General features: G+C 70.8%; 14 protein-coding genes, 2 tRNA genes and 1 pseudogene. 13 read left to right on the top strand and 4 right to left on the bottom strand.

The features are described 5' to 3' along the window. Nucleotides 1-56: 56 nt before the first annotated feature. Nucleotides 57-470, bottom strand: a complete 414-nt coding sequence (locus tag ACF1AG_RS22995; RefSeq protein WP_004002642.1) for an SsgA family sporulation/cell division regulator — start codon at nucleotides 468-470, stop codon at nucleotides 57-59. A 191-nt stretch (nucleotides 471-661) separates the two neighbouring features. On the opposite strand from ACF1AG_RS22995, the gene ACF1AG_RS23000 reads away from it, so the two are divergent. The 9 genes and pseudogenes from ACF1AG_RS23000 to ACF1AG_RS23040 all read left to right on the top strand — a co-directional run bounded on the left by ACF1AG_RS23000 (nucleotide 662) and on the right by ACF1AG_RS23040 (nucleotide 8,860). Further along, complete coding sequence (locus ACF1AG_RS23000) at nucleotides 662-1,120, top strand: TIGR02611 family protein (protein ID WP_359603792.1); 459 nt, start codon at nucleotides 662-664, stop codon at nucleotides 1,118-1,120. A 100-nt stretch (nucleotides 1,121-1,220) separates the two neighbouring features. Next, nucleotides 1,221-1,292: transfer RNA gene (locus tag ACF1AG_RS23005), tRNA-Val, on the top strand. A gap of 367 nt (nucleotides 1,293-1,659) precedes the next feature. Further along, nucleotides 1,660-2,949: an ABC transporter substrate-binding protein gene (locus tag ACF1AG_RS23010; protein WP_387796781.1), complete on the top strand. Its 1,290-nt coding sequence runs from the start codon at nucleotides 1,660-1,662 to the stop codon at nucleotides 2,947-2,949. Continuing rightward, nucleotides 2,949-3,949: pseudogene (locus ACF1AG_RS23015) on the top strand (carbohydrate ABC transporter permease). Before ACF1AG_RS23010 ends, ACF1AG_RS23015 begins: the two are co-directional and overlap by 1 nt. Continuing rightward, nucleotides 3,946-4,836: a carbohydrate ABC transporter permease gene (locus ACF1AG_RS23020; RefSeq protein WP_391810334.1), complete on the top strand. Its 891-nt coding sequence runs from the start codon at nucleotides 3,946-3,948 to the stop codon at nucleotides 4,834-4,836. The pseudogene ACF1AG_RS23015 and the gene ACF1AG_RS23020 overlap by 4 nt, the downstream one beginning before the upstream one ends. Nucleotides 4,837-4,847: 11 nt before the next feature. Beyond that, complete coding sequence (locus ACF1AG_RS23025; protein ID WP_391810335.1) at nucleotides 4,848-5,426, top strand: hypothetical protein; 579 nt, start codon at nucleotides 4,848-4,850, stop codon at nucleotides 5,424-5,426. Between the two features lie 102 nt (nucleotides 5,427-5,528). After that, nucleotides 5,529-8,264: a Tat pathway signal sequence domain protein gene (locus tag ACF1AG_RS23030; RefSeq protein WP_391810336.1), complete on the top strand. Its 2,736-nt coding sequence runs from the start codon at nucleotides 5,529-5,531 to the stop codon at nucleotides 8,262-8,264. Nucleotides 8,265-8,299: 35 nt separating this feature from the next. Further along, the gene (locus ACF1AG_RS23035) at nucleotides 8,300-8,749 is read left to right on the top strand and encodes an SRPBCC family protein (RefSeq protein WP_359607255.1); all 450 of its coding nucleotides are present in this window, start codon (nucleotides 8,300-8,302) and stop codon (nucleotides 8,747-8,749) included. Nucleotides 8,750-8,788: 39 nt separating this feature from the next. Continuing rightward, nucleotides 8,789-8,860: transfer RNA gene (locus ACF1AG_RS23040), tRNA-Val, on the top strand. A gap of 141 nt (nucleotides 8,861-9,001) precedes the next feature. On the opposite strand, the gene ACF1AG_RS23045 is transcribed toward ACF1AG_RS23040, so the two are convergent. Further along, nucleotides 9,002-9,727 carry a 3'-5' exonuclease gene (locus tag ACF1AG_RS23045; RefSeq protein WP_391810337.1) on the bottom strand — a complete coding sequence of 242 codons (726 nt, stop codon included), beginning with the start codon at nucleotides 9,725-9,727 and terminating at the stop codon, nucleotides 9,002-9,004. Nucleotides 9,728-9,895: 168 nt separating this feature from the next. Between ACF1AG_RS23045 and ACF1AG_RS23050 the strand changes: the two genes are divergently transcribed. From ACF1AG_RS23050 to ACF1AG_RS23065, 4 genes are all read left to right on the top strand, one after another. After that, nucleotides 9,896-10,462 carry a DUF4365 domain-containing protein gene (locus ACF1AG_RS23050; protein ID WP_391810338.1) on the top strand — a complete coding sequence of 189 codons (567 nt, stop codon included), beginning with the start codon at nucleotides 9,896-9,898 and terminating at the stop codon, nucleotides 10,460-10,462. Beyond that, entirely contained in the window at nucleotides 10,459-11,682 is a 1,224-nt protein-coding gene (locus ACF1AG_RS23055) for a hypothetical protein (protein ID WP_391810339.1), read from the top strand. The genes ACF1AG_RS23050 and ACF1AG_RS23055 overlap by 4 nt, the downstream gene beginning before the upstream one ends. 93 nt (nucleotides 11,683-11,775) lie before the next feature. Beyond that, complete coding sequence (gene thrS / locus ACF1AG_RS23060; protein WP_359605782.1) at nucleotides 11,776-13,752, top strand: threonine--tRNA ligase; 1,977 nt, start codon at nucleotides 11,776-11,778, stop codon at nucleotides 13,750-13,752. Nucleotides 13,753-13,831: 79 nt separating this feature from the next. Continuing rightward, nucleotides 13,832-14,380, top strand: a complete 549-nt coding sequence (locus ACF1AG_RS23065) for an HIT domain-containing protein (protein ID WP_359605780.1) — start codon at nucleotides 13,832-13,834, stop codon at nucleotides 14,378-14,380. 51 nt (nucleotides 14,381-14,431) lie between these two features. On the opposite strand, the gene ACF1AG_RS23070 is transcribed toward ACF1AG_RS23065, so the two are convergent. Next, the gene (locus ACF1AG_RS23070) at nucleotides 14,432-16,087 is read right to left on the bottom strand and encodes a hypothetical protein (RefSeq protein ID WP_359605779.1); all 1,656 of its coding nucleotides are present in this window, start codon (nucleotides 16,085-16,087) and stop codon (nucleotides 14,432-14,434) included. Between the two features lie 217 nt (nucleotides 16,088-16,304). After that, a complete protein-coding gene (locus ACF1AG_RS23075; RefSeq protein WP_359605777.1) occupies nucleotides 16,305-18,503 on the bottom strand; it encodes an elongation factor G-like protein EF-G2 in 2,199 nt (732 codons plus the stop codon). Nucleotides 18,504-18,523 lie beyond the last annotated feature (20 nt).

Genomic DNA, 18,523 nt, shown 5'->3' on the forward strand with positions numbered 1-18,523 from the left:
TGGTCCAGGCCCGCGCCGTCACCCCGAGTCGACGGCGCCGGGCGGCTTCGAGGCGGCTAGCTCTCCGCCAGGATGTGCGAGAGCTCCTGATCGAGATCGAAGTGCCGGTGCTCCGTGCCGGGCGGCACGGCGGCGTCTGTGCGCTTCAGGAAGGACTCCAGAGCCCGCGCCGGGGCCTCGAGCAGGGCCTCCCCCTCCGGGGAGCTCAGGGCGATGCACACGACGCCCTGACCATGACTGCGCGACGGCCAGACGCGGACGTCGCCGGTGCCCGTGGGGCGGTGAAGTCCCTCGGCGAGGAGGTCGCGGGCGAACACCCACTCGACGGTTTCCTCGGCTCCGGTGTGGAAGGTGGCGTGCACGGCGTAGGGGTCGGCCGTGTCGTACCGCAGGCCTGCGGGGACAGGCAGGGAGGACTCGCTCGACACAACGAGGCGCAGGTGCAGCTCGCAGCTGACCGTGGTGTTCATAAGCGCCAGGGCCTTTCGCTCAGTGTGCGCTCGGGGATTCGCACGTCGGCGAAATCGACATGCCACCTACGGTGCCGTTGTAAACCCCTCTGCGTGTTTTGCGTGGGATTACGTAACTCTTCCGGCCGAGAGATCGTTCGGGCCCTGCGCCCATTCCGGTGATGTGTTCGGCTCCGGTAGTGTTGGGCTGCATGAACACGGGGAGTAACGAGACCGGCGAGGTCGTGACCGCGGCCCACGGGGTGACGGTGGACGAGGGCGAGCGTCGGGACGAGCGGGGGCTCGGGTCGAGGGCGCCCGAGTTCGTGAAGGCGCGGCGTGCGCTGCATCTGAGCTGGCAGGTGGGGGTCTTCGTCGTCGGTCTGGCCGTGGTGGTGACCGGCGTGATCATGCTGCCGCTGCCCGGCCCGGGCTGGGTCGTGATCTTCGGCGGCATGGCGATCTGGGCGACCGAGTTCGTGTGGGCCCAGCTCGTGCTGCGCTGGACCAAGCGCAAGGTCACCGAGGCTGCCCAACGGGCGCTCGACCCGCGGGTGCGTCGCCGCAACATCATCCTGACGTCGGTCGGCCTGGTGATCATGGCCGCGCTGGCCGGCTTCTACCTGTGGAAGTTCGGTCTGCAGATGCCCTGGAAGATCAAGGATCAGTGACCCGGGCCGGAGGGCGCGCGAGCTCCACGAGCTCCCGCCCTTCGTCGGTCGAGGTGGTCACGGGCACCCCCTGACATGGGGTAATGTTCTCCCTGCGCCCGGGCGATTAGCTCAGTGGGAGAGCGCTTCGTTCACACCGAAGAGGTCACTGGTTCGAACCCAGTATCGCCCACCGGGATCAGGCGGCCCGGCTCACCGACAGTGAGCCGGGCCGCTTCGTCGTTCCCGCGGCGGCCTGACGGCGCCGCCCTCCGCCCCGTTCCGCTTCGCCCGCGCGTCACCCGACCGTGACCTGCCGCGGTCCCCGCCACGGCCGCCGCCGTTCTGTTCGACCGGTCGGCCGCGACGCCAGGGACCTGCCGCTTTCCTTCCCGGCCCGGACGAGTGCCGGACACCTCCGCCGCCCGGCGCCCGCGAGGCTTCGCCACCAATTCCTGTCCGAATCATTGACGCGCCCCAGGGCCCTCCGTACCTTGTGCCAGCAAGCGCTTACTTGAAACGATTCATGAAGCGGTCGGGACCGTCGCGGGGAGGCTCGTATGCAGCAGCGCAAGGGTGTGGAGAGGCGGACGGTCCTCAAAGCGGCGGGGGCCTCGCTCGCCGTCACGGGGCTCGGCGCGACGGCGACCGCCTGTGGCGGCGGAAGCGGTTCCGGAGACGGAACGGTGACGATCCGTTATGCGTGGTGGGGTGCCGAGGACAGGGCGCAGCGCATCAACAAGACCATCGATCTCTTCGAGAAGAAGTACCCGAAGATCAAGGTCAAGACCGACTTCCAGCCGTACACGGATTTCTGGAAGAAGTTCAACACGCAGGCCTCCGGAGGGAATCCGCCGGACGTCTTCCAGAACGCCGTCGGATTCCTCCGCAAATACGATGCGAAGAATGTGCTCCTGGACCTCCATGAGCAGGTGAAGGCCGGCAACCTGCGCATGGAGGGATTCCGGGCGGGCCTGGAGAAGTTCGGCGAGATCGACGGCAGACTCCTCGGCGTGCCCGTGGGATCCAACTCCATGGCCCTCGTCATCGACAAGCCTGTCTACGCCCGCGCCGGAGTCACCCCCGAAACGGGCTGGACCTGGGACGACTTCGACGAGGCGATGGCCCGGGTGCGCGACCGCACGGGCCGCGCCGGCGACAGCGGCATGTACGGCGTCATGTACCTCTACGACCTGTACCTGCGTCAGAACGGCAAAGCGTTCTTCACCGAGGAGGGTCTCGGTTTCGCCGAGGCGGATCTGACCCGGTGGTGGACGAAGGCCGAGAAGGGCGTGAGGTCCGGCCTGTTCGCCGACCCCAAGAAGGTCGCCCAGATCAAGCCCAAGTCGGCGCTCTCCGCCGAACTCGCGGGCTCCGAGTTCACCTGGGACAACTTCACCGTCCGCTACACCTCCGAGGGCAGGAGCGAGTACGGTCTCGCGCCCATCCCCACCACCGACGGCAAACGGACAGGCCAGTACCTCGGCTCGCTGATGCTGAGCGCCTCCAGGCGCACCCAGCACCCCGTGGAGGTCGCGAAGTTCATCGACTTCATGGTGCACGACCCCGAGGTCGCCAAGATCATGGGCTACGACCGGGGCGTCCCCGCCACCACGGCGCAGTACGAGGCGTACCGGCCCACCGACCCGGTGAACAAGGCGATCGCCGCCTACGAGGAGTCCCTCGTGAAGGCGGGCGTGCTGGAGCCCATCACCCCGCACCCGAACGGCGCCGACATCTGCGAGGCCGCCTTTCTGCGCATCGGCGAGGAGCTGGGGCTGGGCAAGCGGTCGGTGGCCGATGCCGTCGAGCAGTTCTTCAACGAGTCGAAGACCGCCCTCAGCAGCTGATGGGAACCGCCGTGACACACGCCCCCGCGACGGATGCCCGGGCGAAGGACACCGAGCCGCGGCACGGTCCGGGCACACCTCCCCGTCCCGCCGGCCCGAAGCGGCGGGGCCGCCGGGAGAACCTGGCCGGCTATCTCTTCATGTCACCGTGGATCGCCGGGTTCCTGCTGCTGACGGCGGGCCCGATGGCCGCCTCGCTGTATTTCGCGTTCACCGACTACAACCTGTTCGACGCCCCGCGCTGGATCGGACTGGACAACTTCTCCGAGATGTTCGGCGACCCGCGCTGGCGCCACTCGGTGCGGATCACCCTCTGGTACGTCGTCGTCGGCACGCCGGTCAAGCTGCTCGTGGCGCTCGGCGTGGCCCTGCTGCTCGCGCAGAAGCGGCGGGCCAGGCCTTCTACCGGGCCGCCTTCTACGCGCCGTCGCTGATCGGGGCGAGCGTCTCCGTCGCCATCGTCTGGAAGGCCATCTTCTCGGACGACGCGATCGTCGACCGGACGCAGAAGGTCTTCGGCATCGACGCCGGCGGCTGGACCGGCGACCCGGACCTCATCATCTACAGCCTGGTCGCCCTGACCGTCTGGCAGTTCGGCGCGCCGATGGTCATCTTCCTGGCCGGGCTGAAGCAGGTGCCGCGGGAGCTGTACGAGGCGGCCGACGTCGACGGGGCAGGCAAGCTGCGGCAGTTCTGGAACATCACCCTGCCGATGATCTCGCCGGTGCTGTTCTTCAACGTCCTGCTGGAGACCATCCACTCGTTCCAGATCTTCAGCTCCGCCTACATCGTCGGCGGCGGTGCGGGCGGCAACGCCTGCGGTCCGGCGGACGGCTCCATGGTCTACACCTGCTACCTGTACGTCCAGGGCTTCGAGAACAGCCGGATGGGCCTGGCCTCCGCCATGGCGTGGATGCTGCTGATCGCGGTCGCCATGGTCACGGCGGTGCTGTTCTGGTCCCAGAGGCGCTGGGTGCACTACGAGGAGGGCGGCCGATGACCGCACAGGCCGGCGACATCACCCGCACCCCGTCGGCGAAGGGCGCCCTGCGCCGCCGGCTGCCCGGCTCGCTCGCCTGGCACATCGGGGCGCTGGCACTCCTCGCGGTGATCCTCTACCCGGTGGTGTGGGTCGTCGGCGGGTCGTTCAAGGCGAGCGAGGACATCGTCGGCAGTCTGGACCTCTTCCCGGCCGACCCGATCGTGTCCAACTACACCAGCCTCGCCGACGGCATCGCCGACATCTCCGTCTTGACCTTCTTCTCCAACTCGCTGTTCCTCGCCGTGGGTTCGGTGATCGGCATCCTGATCTCCTGCTCGCTCACCGCGTACGCCTTCGCCAAGATCCGGTTCGCGGGACGCAATCTGCTGTTCACGCTGATGATCGGCACGCTGCTGCTGCCGTACCACGTGCTGCTGATCCCGCAGTACGTGCTGTTCCGCAACCTGGACATGATCAACACGTACACCCCGCTGCTGCTGGGGAAGTACCTGGCGACGGAGGCGTTCTTCGTCTTCCTGATGGTGCAGTTCATGCGGAACCTGCCGCGGGAGCTGGACGAGGCGGCCCGGCTCGACGGGTGCGGGCATCTGCGCATCTACTGGTCGATCGTGCTGCCGCTGTGCCGGCCGGCGCTGATCACCAGCGCCATCTTCACCTTCATCAACGCCTGGAACGACTTCATGGGCCCGCTGATCTACCTCAACGAGCCGGGCAAGTACACGGTCTCCCTGGGGCTGAAGATGTTCGTCGACCAGGAGGGACTCGCCAACTACGGCGGCATGATCGCCATGTCGCTGGTCGCGCTGCTGCCCGTGCTGGCCTTCTTCCTCGCCTTCCAGCGCTATCTCATCGACGGCATGGCGACCTCCGGACTGAAGGGCTGAGTGAGCTGACGATGTCCCTGGCACGCACCGATTCGAGGGCCTGGGGGAGGTTCGCGCTCTTCGCCGAGTGCCTGCTGACCGGCGTGTGGATCGCGCTGGCCGCGCTGCCGCTGGTCACCTACCCCGCCGCGCTGGCGGCGGGGACCCGGCACCTGCGCCGTCACCTGGCCCACGAGCCGGGCGGATGGCGGGAGTTCGCGGCCGACTTCAGGACCGCGGTGCGCGGCGGCTGGCTCGTCGGGCTCGCCGGATGGGCGGCCGTGGCCGTGGTGTGGACCGACCTGCGCGCCGTACGGGCCGGACTGCCGGGAGGTCCGCTGGTCGGAGCCGTCGGGGTGCTGGCCCTCCTCGGAGCCGCGGCGGCGCTGCTGCGGGCGGCGGCGCTGTGGCGGCCCGGCGTGTCCTGGCGGCCGCTGATGGCACGGGCCGGGCGGCACACCGCCCGTGACCCCGCCGGGTCCTTCCTGCTCATCGGGGGACTGGCCGTCACGGTCTGCTCCGCCTGGTTCAGCACGCCTCTCGCGGTCCCCGTGCTGGGGGCCGTCGCGGCGGCCGCCGTCGCCGTGGAGGAGCGTCACCGGCACCGCTGACGGGCGGTGCCCCCCGACAGGGTGGGCGCTTCGACGCCACACCTCTGTGTGTCATGCACCTGACAGCAATCGTGCACCCCGCAGCCATGGAAAGGACCGGCCATGTCCCCCGTTCCCCGCAGAACCCTCATCAAGGCGGCCGCCGTCGCCGGAGCCGCCACCCGGACCGGCTGGACCCTGGGTGAGAGGGAGGCCGCCGCGGCGCCCGCCGCCGCGCCCACCGGCGCCGACCCGGTGACCCTGGACTGGCTGGAGGAGGGCGGCCTCGGCGCCGCCCCCGGCTCCACCGTCGGCGTCCCCTGGCCACGCGGCGCCCACCCGGAGGACCGCACCTTCGCCGTCACCGACGCCGACGGCAACGCCGTCCCCGTCCAGACCTGGCCGCTCGCCTACTGGCCCGACGGTTCCCTCAAGTGGACGGCGCACGCCGTCAGTTCCGGCACCGGCCGGCTCACCCTGACGACTGGCACGCCCGCCGCGCCGGGCAAGGAGGTCACCGTCATCCGGCGCGGCGCCACCGTCACCGTCTCCACCGGCGTCATCACCGCCCGGATCGGCACCGGCGGCGACACCCTGGTCCGCTCGGTCACCCGCGGCTCCACCGAGATCGCCCGCGACGGACGCCTGGTCGTGCTGCGCCAGCCCGAGATCGAGGACGGCGACCGCACCGCCGTCCGCACCGAGCGGTTCGACGGCACCGTCTCCGGCGTCACCGTCGAGCAGGACGGCCCCGTCCGCGCGGTCGTCCGAGTCGACGGCACCCACCGCAAGGGCCGCGACACCCTGCTGCCCTTCTCCGTGCGCCTCTACTTCTACGCGGGCGCCGAGTCCTTCCGCATGGTGCACACCATCACCTATGACGGGAAACAGGAACCCGGGCGCGCCAAGGGGGACTTCGTGCGCGGCATCGGCGTCCGCTTCTCCGTACCGCTGCGCGACGCGACGTACGACCGGCACATCCGGCTCGGCGGCGAGGGCGACGGGATGCTCCGGGAGGCCGTCAAGGGCATCACCGGACTGCGCCGCGACCCCGGGATCGCCGTGCAGGAGGCCCAGTTCGAGGGTCGCAAGCTGCCCGACCCGACCACCTGGGACCAGCGCGTCACCAGCCGCCTGCAGTACATCCCCGAATGGGGCGACCACACCCTCTCCCAGCTCTCCGCCGACGGCTTCACCGTCCGCAAGCGCACCAGCACGGGCCATGGCTGGATCGGCGCCGGCGGCGGGCGGCGCGCCTCCGGCTTCGGCTACGTCGGCGGCGTCAGCGGCGGCCTCTCCTTCGGGCTGCGCGACTTCTGGGAGAAGCACCCCGCGCAGCTCGACGTCCGCGACGCCCACACCGGCACCGCCGAGGTCACCCTCTGGCTCTGGTCACCCGAGGCCCAGCCCATGGACCTGCGCTTCTACCACGACGGCATGGGCCAGGACACCTTCCCCGAACAACTCGAGGGCCTCAACATCACCTACGAGGACTACGAGCCGGGCTTCGGCACCCCCTACGGCATCGCCCGCACCTCCGAGCTGCTGTTCTGGGCCGAGGCCGCCACCCCGGACGCCGAGCAGCTCGCCGCCCGCGCCCGCGCCGTGCGCGTGCTGCCGCAGCTCGCCGCGCCTCCCGCGCAGCTGATCGCCGCCGGCGTCTTCGGCAAGGGCCTGTTCGCCGAGCCCGACCGCTCCACCCCCGCCAAGGAGAAGATCGAGAACCACCTCGACTTCCTCTTCACCTACTACAAGGACCAGGTGGAGCAGCGCCGCTGGTACGGCTTCTGGGACTACGGCGACATCATGCACACCTACGACACCGTCCGGCACCAGTGGCGCTACGACGTCGGCGGCTACGCCTGGGACAACAGCGAACTCTCACCCGACCTGTGGCTCTGGTACGCCTACCTGCGCTCCGGCCGCGCCGACATCTTCCGCTTCGCCGAGGCCATGACCCGCCACACCGGCGAGGTCGACGTCTACCACCTCGGCGAATGGGCCGGACTCGGCACCCGCCACGGCGTCCAGCACTACGCCGACAGCGCCAAACAGCAGCGCATCGCCAACACCACCTACCGGCGCTTCTACTACTTCCTCACCGCCGACGAACGCACCGGCGACCTCATGCACGCCAACGTCGACTCCGACGAGACCTTCCTCGCCCTCGACCCGCTGCGCAAGATCCGCACCGAGCCCTACACCCCTGACCGCAACGCTCTGTCCATCGGCTTCGGCACCGACTGGAGCGGCCTGGTCTCCGCCTGGCTCACCGAGTGGGAGCGCAAGGGCCCCAAGTGGCGGAAGGCCCGGGCGCGCGTGCTCTCCACCATGGAGACCATCGCGGCCCAGCCCAACGGCTTCGTCCAGGGCAGCGGCCTGTACGACCTCGACACCGGCCGGTTCGCAGTCGCGGACACCCCGAAGGTGGAGGTCTCCCACCTGTCCGCCGTCTTCGGCCTCAACGAACTGTGCGCCGAACTCGTCGACCTCGTCGACATGCCCGAGTTCGAGGAGGCGTACTACGACTACTGCCGTTACTTCAACGCCACCAAGGCCGAACAGACCGCCCGCTACGGCTCCGACTTCGGCAGCCTCATCCTCTTCCAGGGCCACTCCCGCCTCGACGCCTACGCCGCCGTACGCACCGGCGACGAGAAGCTGGCACAGCGGGCCTGGGCGAAGTTCTACGACTCCGACGGCTACAAGGAGTCCGCGCCCTGGAAGACCGAGAAGGTGAGCGGCCCCACCGCCCTGGTCGCCGGCAGCGAGGCCCCCTGGGTCTCCACCAACGACACCGCCCTCTACGGACTCGCCGCCATCGAGAACCTCGCACTCCTCGGAGACCGCATGCCGTGACGCACGAGGAGGGCGCGGGCGGGCACACTCCGTACATGGACCGGAACCATTACCGCTTCCGCACCGTGTGGACGCTGTCCGCGCCGGCCGCCACCGTGTACGGCGTGCTGGAGCGGATCGAGGACTACCCCCGGTGGTGGCCGCAGGTGCGGGAGGTCGCCCGCCTCGACGACACCACCGGCATCGTCACGATCCGCTCCGTCCTCCCGTACGACCTCACCTTCTCCCTGCGGGAGGGGCGCCGGGACCGGGAGGACGGCGTGCTGGAGGCGGGGCTGTCCGGCGACATCGACGGCTGGGCGCGGTGGACCGTCACCGACCTGGGCGCGCACGGCTGCCTCGCCCACTACGAACAGGAGGTCGACGTCCGGGCGCGGCTGCTGCGGCTGCTCGCCGTGCCCGGACGGCCGCTCTTCCGGGCCAACCACGCGCTGATGCTGCGGGCCGGGCGGCGCGGACTGGCGGCGCACCTGCAAGCAGTTTGAACGAAGCCAACCAGGACCTGTATTGTTCAGTGCGTTCCCGGGCGATTAGCTCAGTGGGAGAGCGCTTCGTTCACACCGAAGAGGTCACTGGTTCGAACCCAGTATCGCCCACGCTCGGGAGAGCGACGTGTGTCCGCCGAAAACGCGGACCACGTCGCTCTCTTTGTGTTCTGCGCGGCCTCGCCGTGCGTTGTGGGGGCTCCGTTACCCAGTCCCCGCCCACGGCGTTCTCGCGGGCCGGAGACACAAGGGTCACGCCGCCGCCGGCAGGTCCGGGCGCAGGGGCCAGGCCGGGTCGACGATCTCCTCCGTGCCCGTGCGCGCGAACCACGCCTGGAGGCCCCGCGCCTGCGCCGCGTGCCACACCGCCTGCAAGGTGTGCAGCTCACCCGGTGACAGACGCTCCAGCCGGGACGCGAACCGGCGGCCCACCGCCCGCGTGACCTCCAGCGCGGCCGCCGCGTCCGCCGCCGCGTCGTGCGCCTCCTCCAGCTCCACCTCGTACTGCGCGCACAGGTCGGCCAGCGTCCGGCGGCCCTTGCGGTAGCGGTCCAGATGCTTGTCCAGCACCCGCGGGTCCAGCACCAGCAGCGGCGACCGCTCGAACCAGCGGCTCAGCGAGGACGCCCGGTGCCGGCGCAACTCGCGGTCCAGCAACGTCAGATCGAACGGCGCGTTCATCACCACCACCGGACGGCCCACCGCCGCCTGCTCCGACAGCGCCTGCGCCACCTCGTACATCACCGCCGCCGGCCAGCGGCCGTTGCGCTGCAGATGCTCCTGCGTCAGCCCGTGCACCTCGGTCGCCGCGGCCGGCACCGGCACGCCCGGATTCACCAGCCAGCGGGTCGCCCGCGGCCGGGTGCCCGGCGCGTCCTGGACGACGAGCGCGGCCGACACGATCCGGTCGGTCTCGACGTCCACACCCGTGGTCTCCGTGTCGAAGGCGGCCAGCGGCCCCTCGTACCAGCACGTCATACCCACCAACCCCTCGCTCACCACGAGCAGTTGACGTGCCGTCCACTGCTCGCAGCGGTGATACCCGCCCTGTTTGCGCACTACGCAGGGAGGAGACAACAGGAGTACGGGTCTTTGCAGTTCAGCGACCCGCGCATGGGAATCGACTGTCCTGGAAGGCTGTTGGTCATGGCCATCGCGCAGCCCGAACGGGGCGGGCTGCTGCCGGAGCGCACACCGGCCGCTCGCGGCACCCTCGCCACCACCGCCTGCATGGAGACCCTGCAGGTCGGCTATCTCCACGCCGTCGCCGCGGCGGCGGGCTGCTCGCTGTCCCAGCCCTTCCCGGACAACGGCATCGACTGGCACGTCAGCCACAGCGCGCCCGGACACCTCGTCGACGACGAGGTCACCATCAAGGTGCAGCTCAAGGCCACGTCACAGATCGCCCCGCACCCCCGGGGACGCTCCTTCTCCTTCACCCTGGAAAACGCCCACCTGGAGAAGCTCGCCCGCACCCCGGTCTCCGTGCACAAGATCCTCGTCGTGATGATCCTGCCGCGCTCCCAGGACGACTGGCTGCGCGCCGGACACGACCGGCTCGACCTGCGCCACTGCTGCTACTGGGTCAACCTCGCCGGGCACCCCGTCACCGGCCGCCGCCGCACCACCGTACGGATCCCCACCTCACGCATCTTCGACGACCGGGCGCTGTGCGAGATCATGACCCGCGTCGGCAGGGGAGGCAGACCGTGACCCACCGCCCCACCGGCGAACCCGCCCGGCCCGTACGCCCGCACCCCGCCGACCCCTTCCCCGACACGCGGCCGTCCGAGGCCGCCGGCGCCGACCCCGCGGTGCTCACCGCCCTGCTGCGCCGGCACGGCTGGCAGCGGCGCGGCGGCGCCCCCGGACGCTACGGCCGCTGGGCCCCGCCCGGCCCGGGCACCGGCACCAGCCTGCTCGTCCCGGCCGGCCGCACCTTCCCGGACAGCGAGGACCTGCTCGCCGAAGCGCTGGACGCGCTGTCCCGCAGCGGCACGCCCTCCGCCCGCGAGATCCTGCTCGCCCTCGCCGTGCCCAGCGACGAGATCCGCTGGTCCCGCGACCTGCCGCCCGGCCCCGGCGACGCCGTCGCCTGGACCGCGGAGGAACAGCTGAGGACCGCGGCCCGCCGCACCCTGCTCGCTGCCGCGCTCGCAACCCGCGCCCGCGCCGGCTATCACGGCGCGCGTCACCGCCGCCCGGCCGCCGCCGCGCTGGACGGTGTGCTGGTGGGCCCCGCCACGGACGGCCGCGGCCTCACCGCCTTCGTGCCCGTCGCCGCCGGCCGTCCACTCACCGTGTGCCTGTTCCACGCCTTGCGCGCCGCCCGCGAGGCCGTCGACCACAGTCGGGCCACCGGCTCGACGGACGCCTTCGCCGCCGCCGTCGGCGCGGGCGTCAGCCACGAGCTCACCGAGGCCCTCGTCGCCCTGGCGCGGGGGACCCGGGGCGCCCGGGTCGGCGTGGACTGGGCGCCGGCGGCAGGGGTGCCCGACGGGTGCGCGGCCACCGGGCCCGTGGAGTTCTCGCCCGGCGACCTGCCCGTGCTCCTCGAGGCCGGGCGCCTCTACCGGCGCGCGGAGCCCTCCGTCACCGTCACGGTCACCGGGGCGGTCGTGCGGATGTACCGGGCACAGGCAACGGGCGACGGCCTGGTGCGGCTGCGGGTGCTCGCGGGCGCCGAGGTCGGGCACCTCCGGGTCACGCTGAGCGGGGAGGACTACCGCATCGCCGGCCATGCCCACCTCATGGGGCTGCCGGTGCGGATGCGCGGGCGGCTGGCCGGACGCAGCGGGTTCCGGCGTCTCACCGAGGTCCGCGAGGTCGCTCCGGTCCAGGTCGACGAGGCCGAACGGGACCGGCTGCTCAAGGTGCTCCAGGAGAGCGCGGACGACTTCGGCCAGGCCTTCGGCCCGGCCCGCGACGGCTGATTTCGCCTGCACCGGTCCCGGGTCGGTACGATCGCACCCATGCGTGCGCTCCGGTATGGCGCCGCGACCACAGCCTTCAGTCAGGAGAGACCGGTGTCAGACGTCCGTGTGATCATCCAGCGCGATTCCGAGCGGGAAGAACGCGTGGTGACGACGGGCACTACGGCCGCCGAGCTCTTCGCGGGCGAGCGCTCGGTCATCGCCGCTCGGGTGGCCGGCGAGCTCAAGGACCTCTCGTACCAGGTCCAGGACGGCGAGATCGTCGAGGGCGTCGAGATCTCCTCCGAGGACGGCCTCAACATCCTGCGCCACTCCACCGCGCACGTGATGGCCCAGGCCGTGCAGGAGCTGTTCCCCGAGGCCAAGCTGGGCATCGGTCCGCCGGTCCGGGACGGCTTCTACTACGACTTCGACGTGGAGAAGCCCTTCACGCCCGAGGATCTCAAGGCCGTCGAGAAGAAGATGCAGGAGATCCAGAAGCGCGGCCAGCGCTTCTCCCGCCGCGTGGTGACCGACGAGGCCGCCCGCGAGGAGCTCGCCGACGAGCCGTACAAGCTGGAGCTGATCGGCCTCAAGGGCTCCGCCTCGCACGACGACGGCGCGGACGTCGAGGTCGGCGCCGGTGAGCTGACGATCTACGACAACATCGACGCCAAGACCGGCGAACTGTGCTGGAAGGACCTCTGCCGCGGTCCCCACCTGCCCACCACCCGGAACATCCCGGCGTTCAAGCTGATGCGCAACGCGGCCGCCTACTGGCGCGGCAGCGAGAAGAACCCGATGCTCCAGCGCATCTACGGCACCGCCTGGCCCTCCAAGGAGGAGCTGAAGGCGCACCTGGAGTTCCTCGCCGAGGCCGAGAAGCGCGACCACCGGAAGCTCGGCAGTGAGCTCGACCTGTTCTCCATCCCGGAGCAGATCGGCTCCGGCCTCGCCGTCTTCCACCCCAAGGGCGGCATCATCCGCCGGGTCATGGAGGACTACTCGCGCCGCCGGCACGAGGAGGAGGGCTACGAGTTCGTCTACACCCCGCACGCGACGAAGGGGAAGCTCTTCGAGACCTCGGGCCACCTGGACTGGTACGCCGACGGCATGTACCCGCCCATGCAGCTCGACGAGGGCGTGGACTACTACCTCAAGCCCATGAACTGCCCGATGCACAACCTGATCTTCGACGCGCGCGGCCGGTCCTACCGCGAACTGCCGCTGCGTCTCTTCGAGTTCGGGACCGTGTACCGGTACGAGAAGTCCGGCGTGGTGCACGGCCTGACCCGTGCCCGCGGCTTCACCCAGGACGACGCGCACATCTACTGCACCCGCGAGCAGATGTCCGAGGAGCTCGACAAGACCCTCACCTTCGTCCTGAACCTGCTCCGCGACTACGGCCTCACCGACTTCTACCTGGAGCTGTCCACCAAGGACCCGGAGAAGTTCGTCGGCTCGGACGAGGCCTGGGAGGAGGCGACCGAGACGCTGCGCCAGGTCGCCGAGAAGCAGGGCCTGCCGCTGGTCCCCGACCCGGGCGGCGCCGCCTTCTACGGCCCGAAGATCTCCGTGCAGGCGAAGGACGCCATCGGCCGTACCTGGCAGATGTCGACCATCCAGCTCGACTTCAACCTGCCGGAGCGCTTCGACCTGGAGTACACGGCCGCGGACGGCACCAAGACCCGCCCGGTCATGATCCACCGCGCGCTGTTCGGCTCCATCGAGCGGTTCTTCGCGGTGCTCCTGGAGCACTACGCGGGCGCCTTCCCCGCGTGGCTCGCCCCGGTCCAGGCGATCGGCATCCCGATCGGCGACGCCCACGTCGAACACCTGGAGAAGTTCGCGGACGCGGCCCGCAAGCAGGGTCTGCGCGTCGAGGTCGACTCGTCCTCCGACCGCATGCAGAAGAAGATCCGCAACGCCCAGAAGCAGAAGGTGCCCTTCATGGTCATCGCGGGCGACGAGGACATGGCGAACGGCGCGGTGTCCTTCCGCTACCGCGACGGCTCGCAGGAGAACGGCATCCCCGTCGACGAGGCCATCGCCAAGATCGCGAAGGTCGTCGAGGAGCGGGCGCAGGTCTGACCCGCGCACGCGAAAGCCCCCGGGAGCGATCCCGGGGGCTTTTTGCCGCGGTCCCGCGGTCACGCCATATGCTGCACGCATGACGAGTGAGCCGGAGCAGCAGTTGGGAGTGGGGACGCAGGACGCGTTCCAGCGTCTGTGGACGCCCCACCGGATGGCCTACATCCAGGGCGAGAACAAGCCGAGCGGCCCCGGCGCCGCCGACGGCTGCCCCTTCTGTTCCCTTCCGGCCCGGTCCGACGAGGACGGGCTGATCCTGCGCCGCGGGAAGCTGGTGTACGCGGTGCTCAACCTGTACCCGTACACCGGCGGCCATCTGATGACCGTGCCGTACCGGCATGTGGCCGACTACACCGAACTCACGGTCGAGGAGACGGCGGAGCTCGCCGCGCTCACCAAGCAGGCGATGACGGCGCTGCGCACGGCGTCGGGCGCGCACGGCTTCAACATCGGCATGAACCAGGGCACGGTGGCGGGCGCGGGCATCGCCGCCCATCTGCACCAGCACGTCGTCCCGCGCTGGGGCGGCGACACCAACTTCATGCCGGTCATCGGCCACACCAAGGTCCTGCCGCAGCTGCTGGCCGACACCCGCAAGATGCTCGCGGAGGCCTGGCCCGCGGCCTGACGCCCTCACCGGAGGGAGGCGGGGCCCGCAGCGGCGCACCCCGCCGGCCGTCTACGCGTCGTACAGGTCGGCCTTGCTCGGCGTCGCCTCCTGCACCGCCGTGGACAGGGAGGACGAGCGGGAACCGAACTTGGTGGTGTCCACGCCGTTCTCCTCGAGCACCTTGATCGCCGCGGAGTGGACGACGCGCAGCACCGGTGTCGCCGCCCGCAGCGCGTCGTCCGCCATGAAGCGGTGCCGCCAGGGCTTGTCCGCCCAGGCGTGCCGCAGCCCGAAAGGCTCGGGCAGGGTCAGCTTGCCGCCGAGCCAGTACAGCAGCGGCGGGTACTTGGTCAGCGGTGCACGGGCGGTCAGCCGTACCACCTCGTCCGAGTCGACCAGCGGGAGCTTGATCTTCCGGGTCTCCCAGAACTTGATCGACTTCTGGACCTCCTTCTCCTTCGCCGCCGGTTTGGTGGTGAAGAGGGGGTGCACGGGACCCAGGGCGTGCCCGGTGACCTCGATGCGCAGTGTCTCGTGCAGCACGGTCACGGTGATCAGCATCGTGATCACCAGCTGGCCGTCCCACAGGGTCCACTGCACGCCCAGGTAGTGCCGGTCGCCCGCGCCGAACTGCTGCTTGTTGCAGATCTCCTGCACGGCGTGCTGCTTCACCTGGTACGCCTCGACGTCCGTGCCCTCGGGCCGGGTGACCGCCGTGGCGTTCTCCCCGATGGGGGTGACGATCCAGTGGCGTATCGACGGCTTGGGGAAGCCGCCCGTGTTCAGCGGGCCGCGCTCCAGCATGCGCAGCCGGTCGTGGATGGCCTTGATGACGTCCCAGCTGCGGAACGGGTGGATCTCGCGGTCGGCGTCGGCCGGCACCAGGTCCTCGGCCAGTTGCCAGCTGCCCCAGCGGGTGCCCATCCCGAGGATGCCCTTGGGGCCGGCGTAGAAGACGGAGTTGGACTGCTGTTCGGCGCTGAGCCGGGCCAGCGACTGGCGCAGCTGCTCGGCCGCCGTCTCGCCGGGGCTGCTCGGCACCGCTTCGGGCACCTTGGCGCCGATGCTGCTGCCCGACAGCAGACTGTCCCAGCGTTCCCGCAGGTCACGGGCGGTGCGCTCGCAGATCTGCTTGGCCCAGAACCAGCCCAGCACCGGGGCCACGACCGACGCGCGCGCGTACCAGGCCCAGAACCCGGTGAACGGCATACGCAGCAGGAACAGCACGGCCAGGGCGCCGACGCCGACCAGCAGGGCGGTGGCGAGCGCGCCGGCCCGCTTGTCGTCGCGCTTGGTCATCGTCGTGCGGATCTGGAAAACCAGCAGCCACACGAGCAGGCCGGGCAGGAACAGCAGCCCGCACAGCACCATCACGGCGGTCAGCCAGTTGTCGCGCTCGCGGCGGATGCGGTGGGCCGCCAGCGAGTGCTCCACCACGACCTGGGGCTGGGTGCCGAAGGACTGGATGAGCGGGGCGCGGCCGGAACCCAGCATCCGGTCGATGATCGCCCGGGAGAACGCCTCGCCCAGATTGGGCCGGAACAGCTTGACCCGGGGCTTGCCGACCTCCGACTTGTGCCACTCGCTGTTGGCCTTGAGTATCTCGTCGGCCTCGTTGTCCCGGTAGGCAGCCGAGGCCAGGGCGAACGTGGGCGTCTGGCCCTCGTCGCCCGTGCGCGGCACCTGCGGACCGAAGAAATCCGCGTAACCGCTCTCAACGGTCATTCCCGCCCCCGATCGCCGCGACTGTCGTCTTGCGGCCTTCCCGACTTCCGTGCTGCGCACACCTGTTGATCAGGTCTTCAGCGTATAGGCAGCCACCGCCGTCCGCCGGGGGTCGTTCCAAGCCGTTCTCCGGTACGGGGGAGGTGTCGAGGAGTGAAGCGGAAGCGCGACCGCGCACACGAGCGCCCGCCGGAGTGAGCGGCGGGCGCCCGGCGCGTCAGGAGGCCGCGTGCGCCTCCCCCTTGACCCGTTCCGCGACCTGCGGCGGCATCGGTTCGTGGCGGACGTAGCGGCGGCTGAAGCGTGCGGTGCCGTGCGACAGCGAGCGCAGGTCCACGGTGTACCGGCCGATCTCGATCTCCGGGACCTCCGCCCGGATCAGCGTGCGCCCGCCGGGCGACTGCTCGGTGCCCAGGACCCGGCCGCGGCGCCCGGACAGGTCGCTCATCACCGCGCCCACGTAGTCGTCGCCGACCAGCACGGACACCTCGGCCACCGGCTCCAGCAGATGGATCCTCGCCTCCGCGGCGGCCTCCCGCAGCGCCAGCGCGCCCGCCGTCTGGAACGCGGCGTCGGAGGAGTCCACCGAGTGCGCCTTGCCGTCCAGCAACGTCACCCGCACGTCGACCAGCGGATGCCCCGCCGCAACTCCCTTCTGCGCCTGGGCCCTCATGCCCTTCTCCACCGACGGGACGAACTGCCGCGGCACGGCGCCGCCGACGACCTTGTCCACGAACTCGATGCCCGAGCCGTTCGGCAGCGGCTCCACCTCGATCTCGCAGATCGCGAACTGCCCGTGCCCGCCGGACTGTTTGACGTGCCGGCCGCGTCCCGACGCCCTGCCGCCGAACGTCTCCCGCAGCGACACCCGGTGCGGCACCACGTCGACCTGCACGCCGTACCGGCTGCGGAGCCGCTCCAGGGCCACGTCCGCGTGCGCCTCGCCGAGACACCACAGCACCACCTGATGGGTGTCCTGGTTCTGCTCGAGCCGCATCGTCGGGTCCTCGGCCACCAGCCGCGCAAGTCCCTGGGACAGCTTGTCCTCGTCGGCCTTGCTGTGCGCCTCGATGGCCAGCGGCAGCAGCGGGTCGGGCATCTCCCACGGCTGCATGACGAGCGGGTCGTCCTTCGAGGACAGGGTGTCGCCGGTCTCCGCGCGGGACAGCTTCGCCACGCACGCCAGGTCGCCCGCGATCACGTGCGACACGGGCCGCTGCACCTTGCCGAAGGGCGTGGACAGCGCGCCGACCCGCTCGTCGACGTCGTGGTCCTCGTGGCCCCGGTCGGTCAGTCCGTGCCCGGAGACGTGCACGGTCTGGTCGGCGCGCAGCGTCCCGGAGAAGACCCGGACCAGCGACAGCCGTCCCACGTAGGGGTCGGACGACGTCTTCACGACCTCCGCGACCAGCGGGGCGTCCGGGTCGCACGGCTTCAGCTCGCGCGGCCTGCCGTCCAGCGTGGTCACCTGCGGGGTGCCGTGCTCCAGCGGGGTGGGGAAGCCGTTCGTGACCAGGTCGAGCAGCTCCACCGTGCCGAGTCCCTGACGGGCGCCGGGGGCGGCGGGCGCGGCGGCCAGGACGGGGAAGAAGACGCCCCGCGCCACCGCGCGTTCCGCGTCGTCGATCAGCGTCTTGACGTCGACGTCCTCACCGGCGAGGTAACGGTCCATGAGGGTCTCGTCCTCGCTCCCGGCGATGATCCCCTCGATCAGCCGGCCGCGCGCCTCCTCGATCAGCGGCACCTGGTCCCCGACCGGCTCGTTCGCCACGCGCTCGCCGCTGGAGTAGTCGAACAGCTTGCGCGTCAGCAGCCCGATCAGCCCGGTCACCGGCGCGTGCCCGTCCGGCCCCTCGGGGCCGCGCAACGGCAGGTACAGCGGCAGTACGGCGTCCGGGTCGTCCCCGCCGAAGGTCTCCGCGCAGATCCGGGTCATCTCCTCGAAGTCGGCGCGGGCCGCCTCCAGGTGTGTGATCACGATCGCGCGCGGCATGCCGACCGCCGCGCACTCCTCCCACACCATGCGGGTCGAGCCGTCCACGCCGTCCGCGGCCGAGACGACGAAAAGGGCCGCGTCCGCCGCTCGCAGACCGGCCCTCAGCTCCCCGACGAAGTCGGCGTAGCCGGGGGTGTCGAGAAGGTTGACCTTGATGCCGTTCCACTCCACCGGCACCAGGGAGAGCTGCACCGAACGCTGCTGCCGGTGCTCGATGTCGTCGTGGTCGGAGACGGTGCCGCCGTCCTCCACGCGGCCCGCCCGGTTCACCGCCCCCGCGGTCAGCGCGAGGGCCTCCACCAGCGTCGTCTTGCCCGATCCGGAGTGGCCGACCAGCACCACGTTCCGTACGGACGTGGGACGGTCGGCCGCCTGTGCCCTGCCGGCGGCCCCGGGGTGTGTGTGCGCCTTGTCGCCCATGATCCTGCCTCCCGTGCACG

The organism is Streptomyces sp. NPDC014764 (assembly GCF_043082785.1).
Classification (GTDB): Bacteria; Actinomycetota; Actinomycetes; order Streptomycetales; family Streptomycetaceae; genus Streptomyces; species Streptomyces althioticus.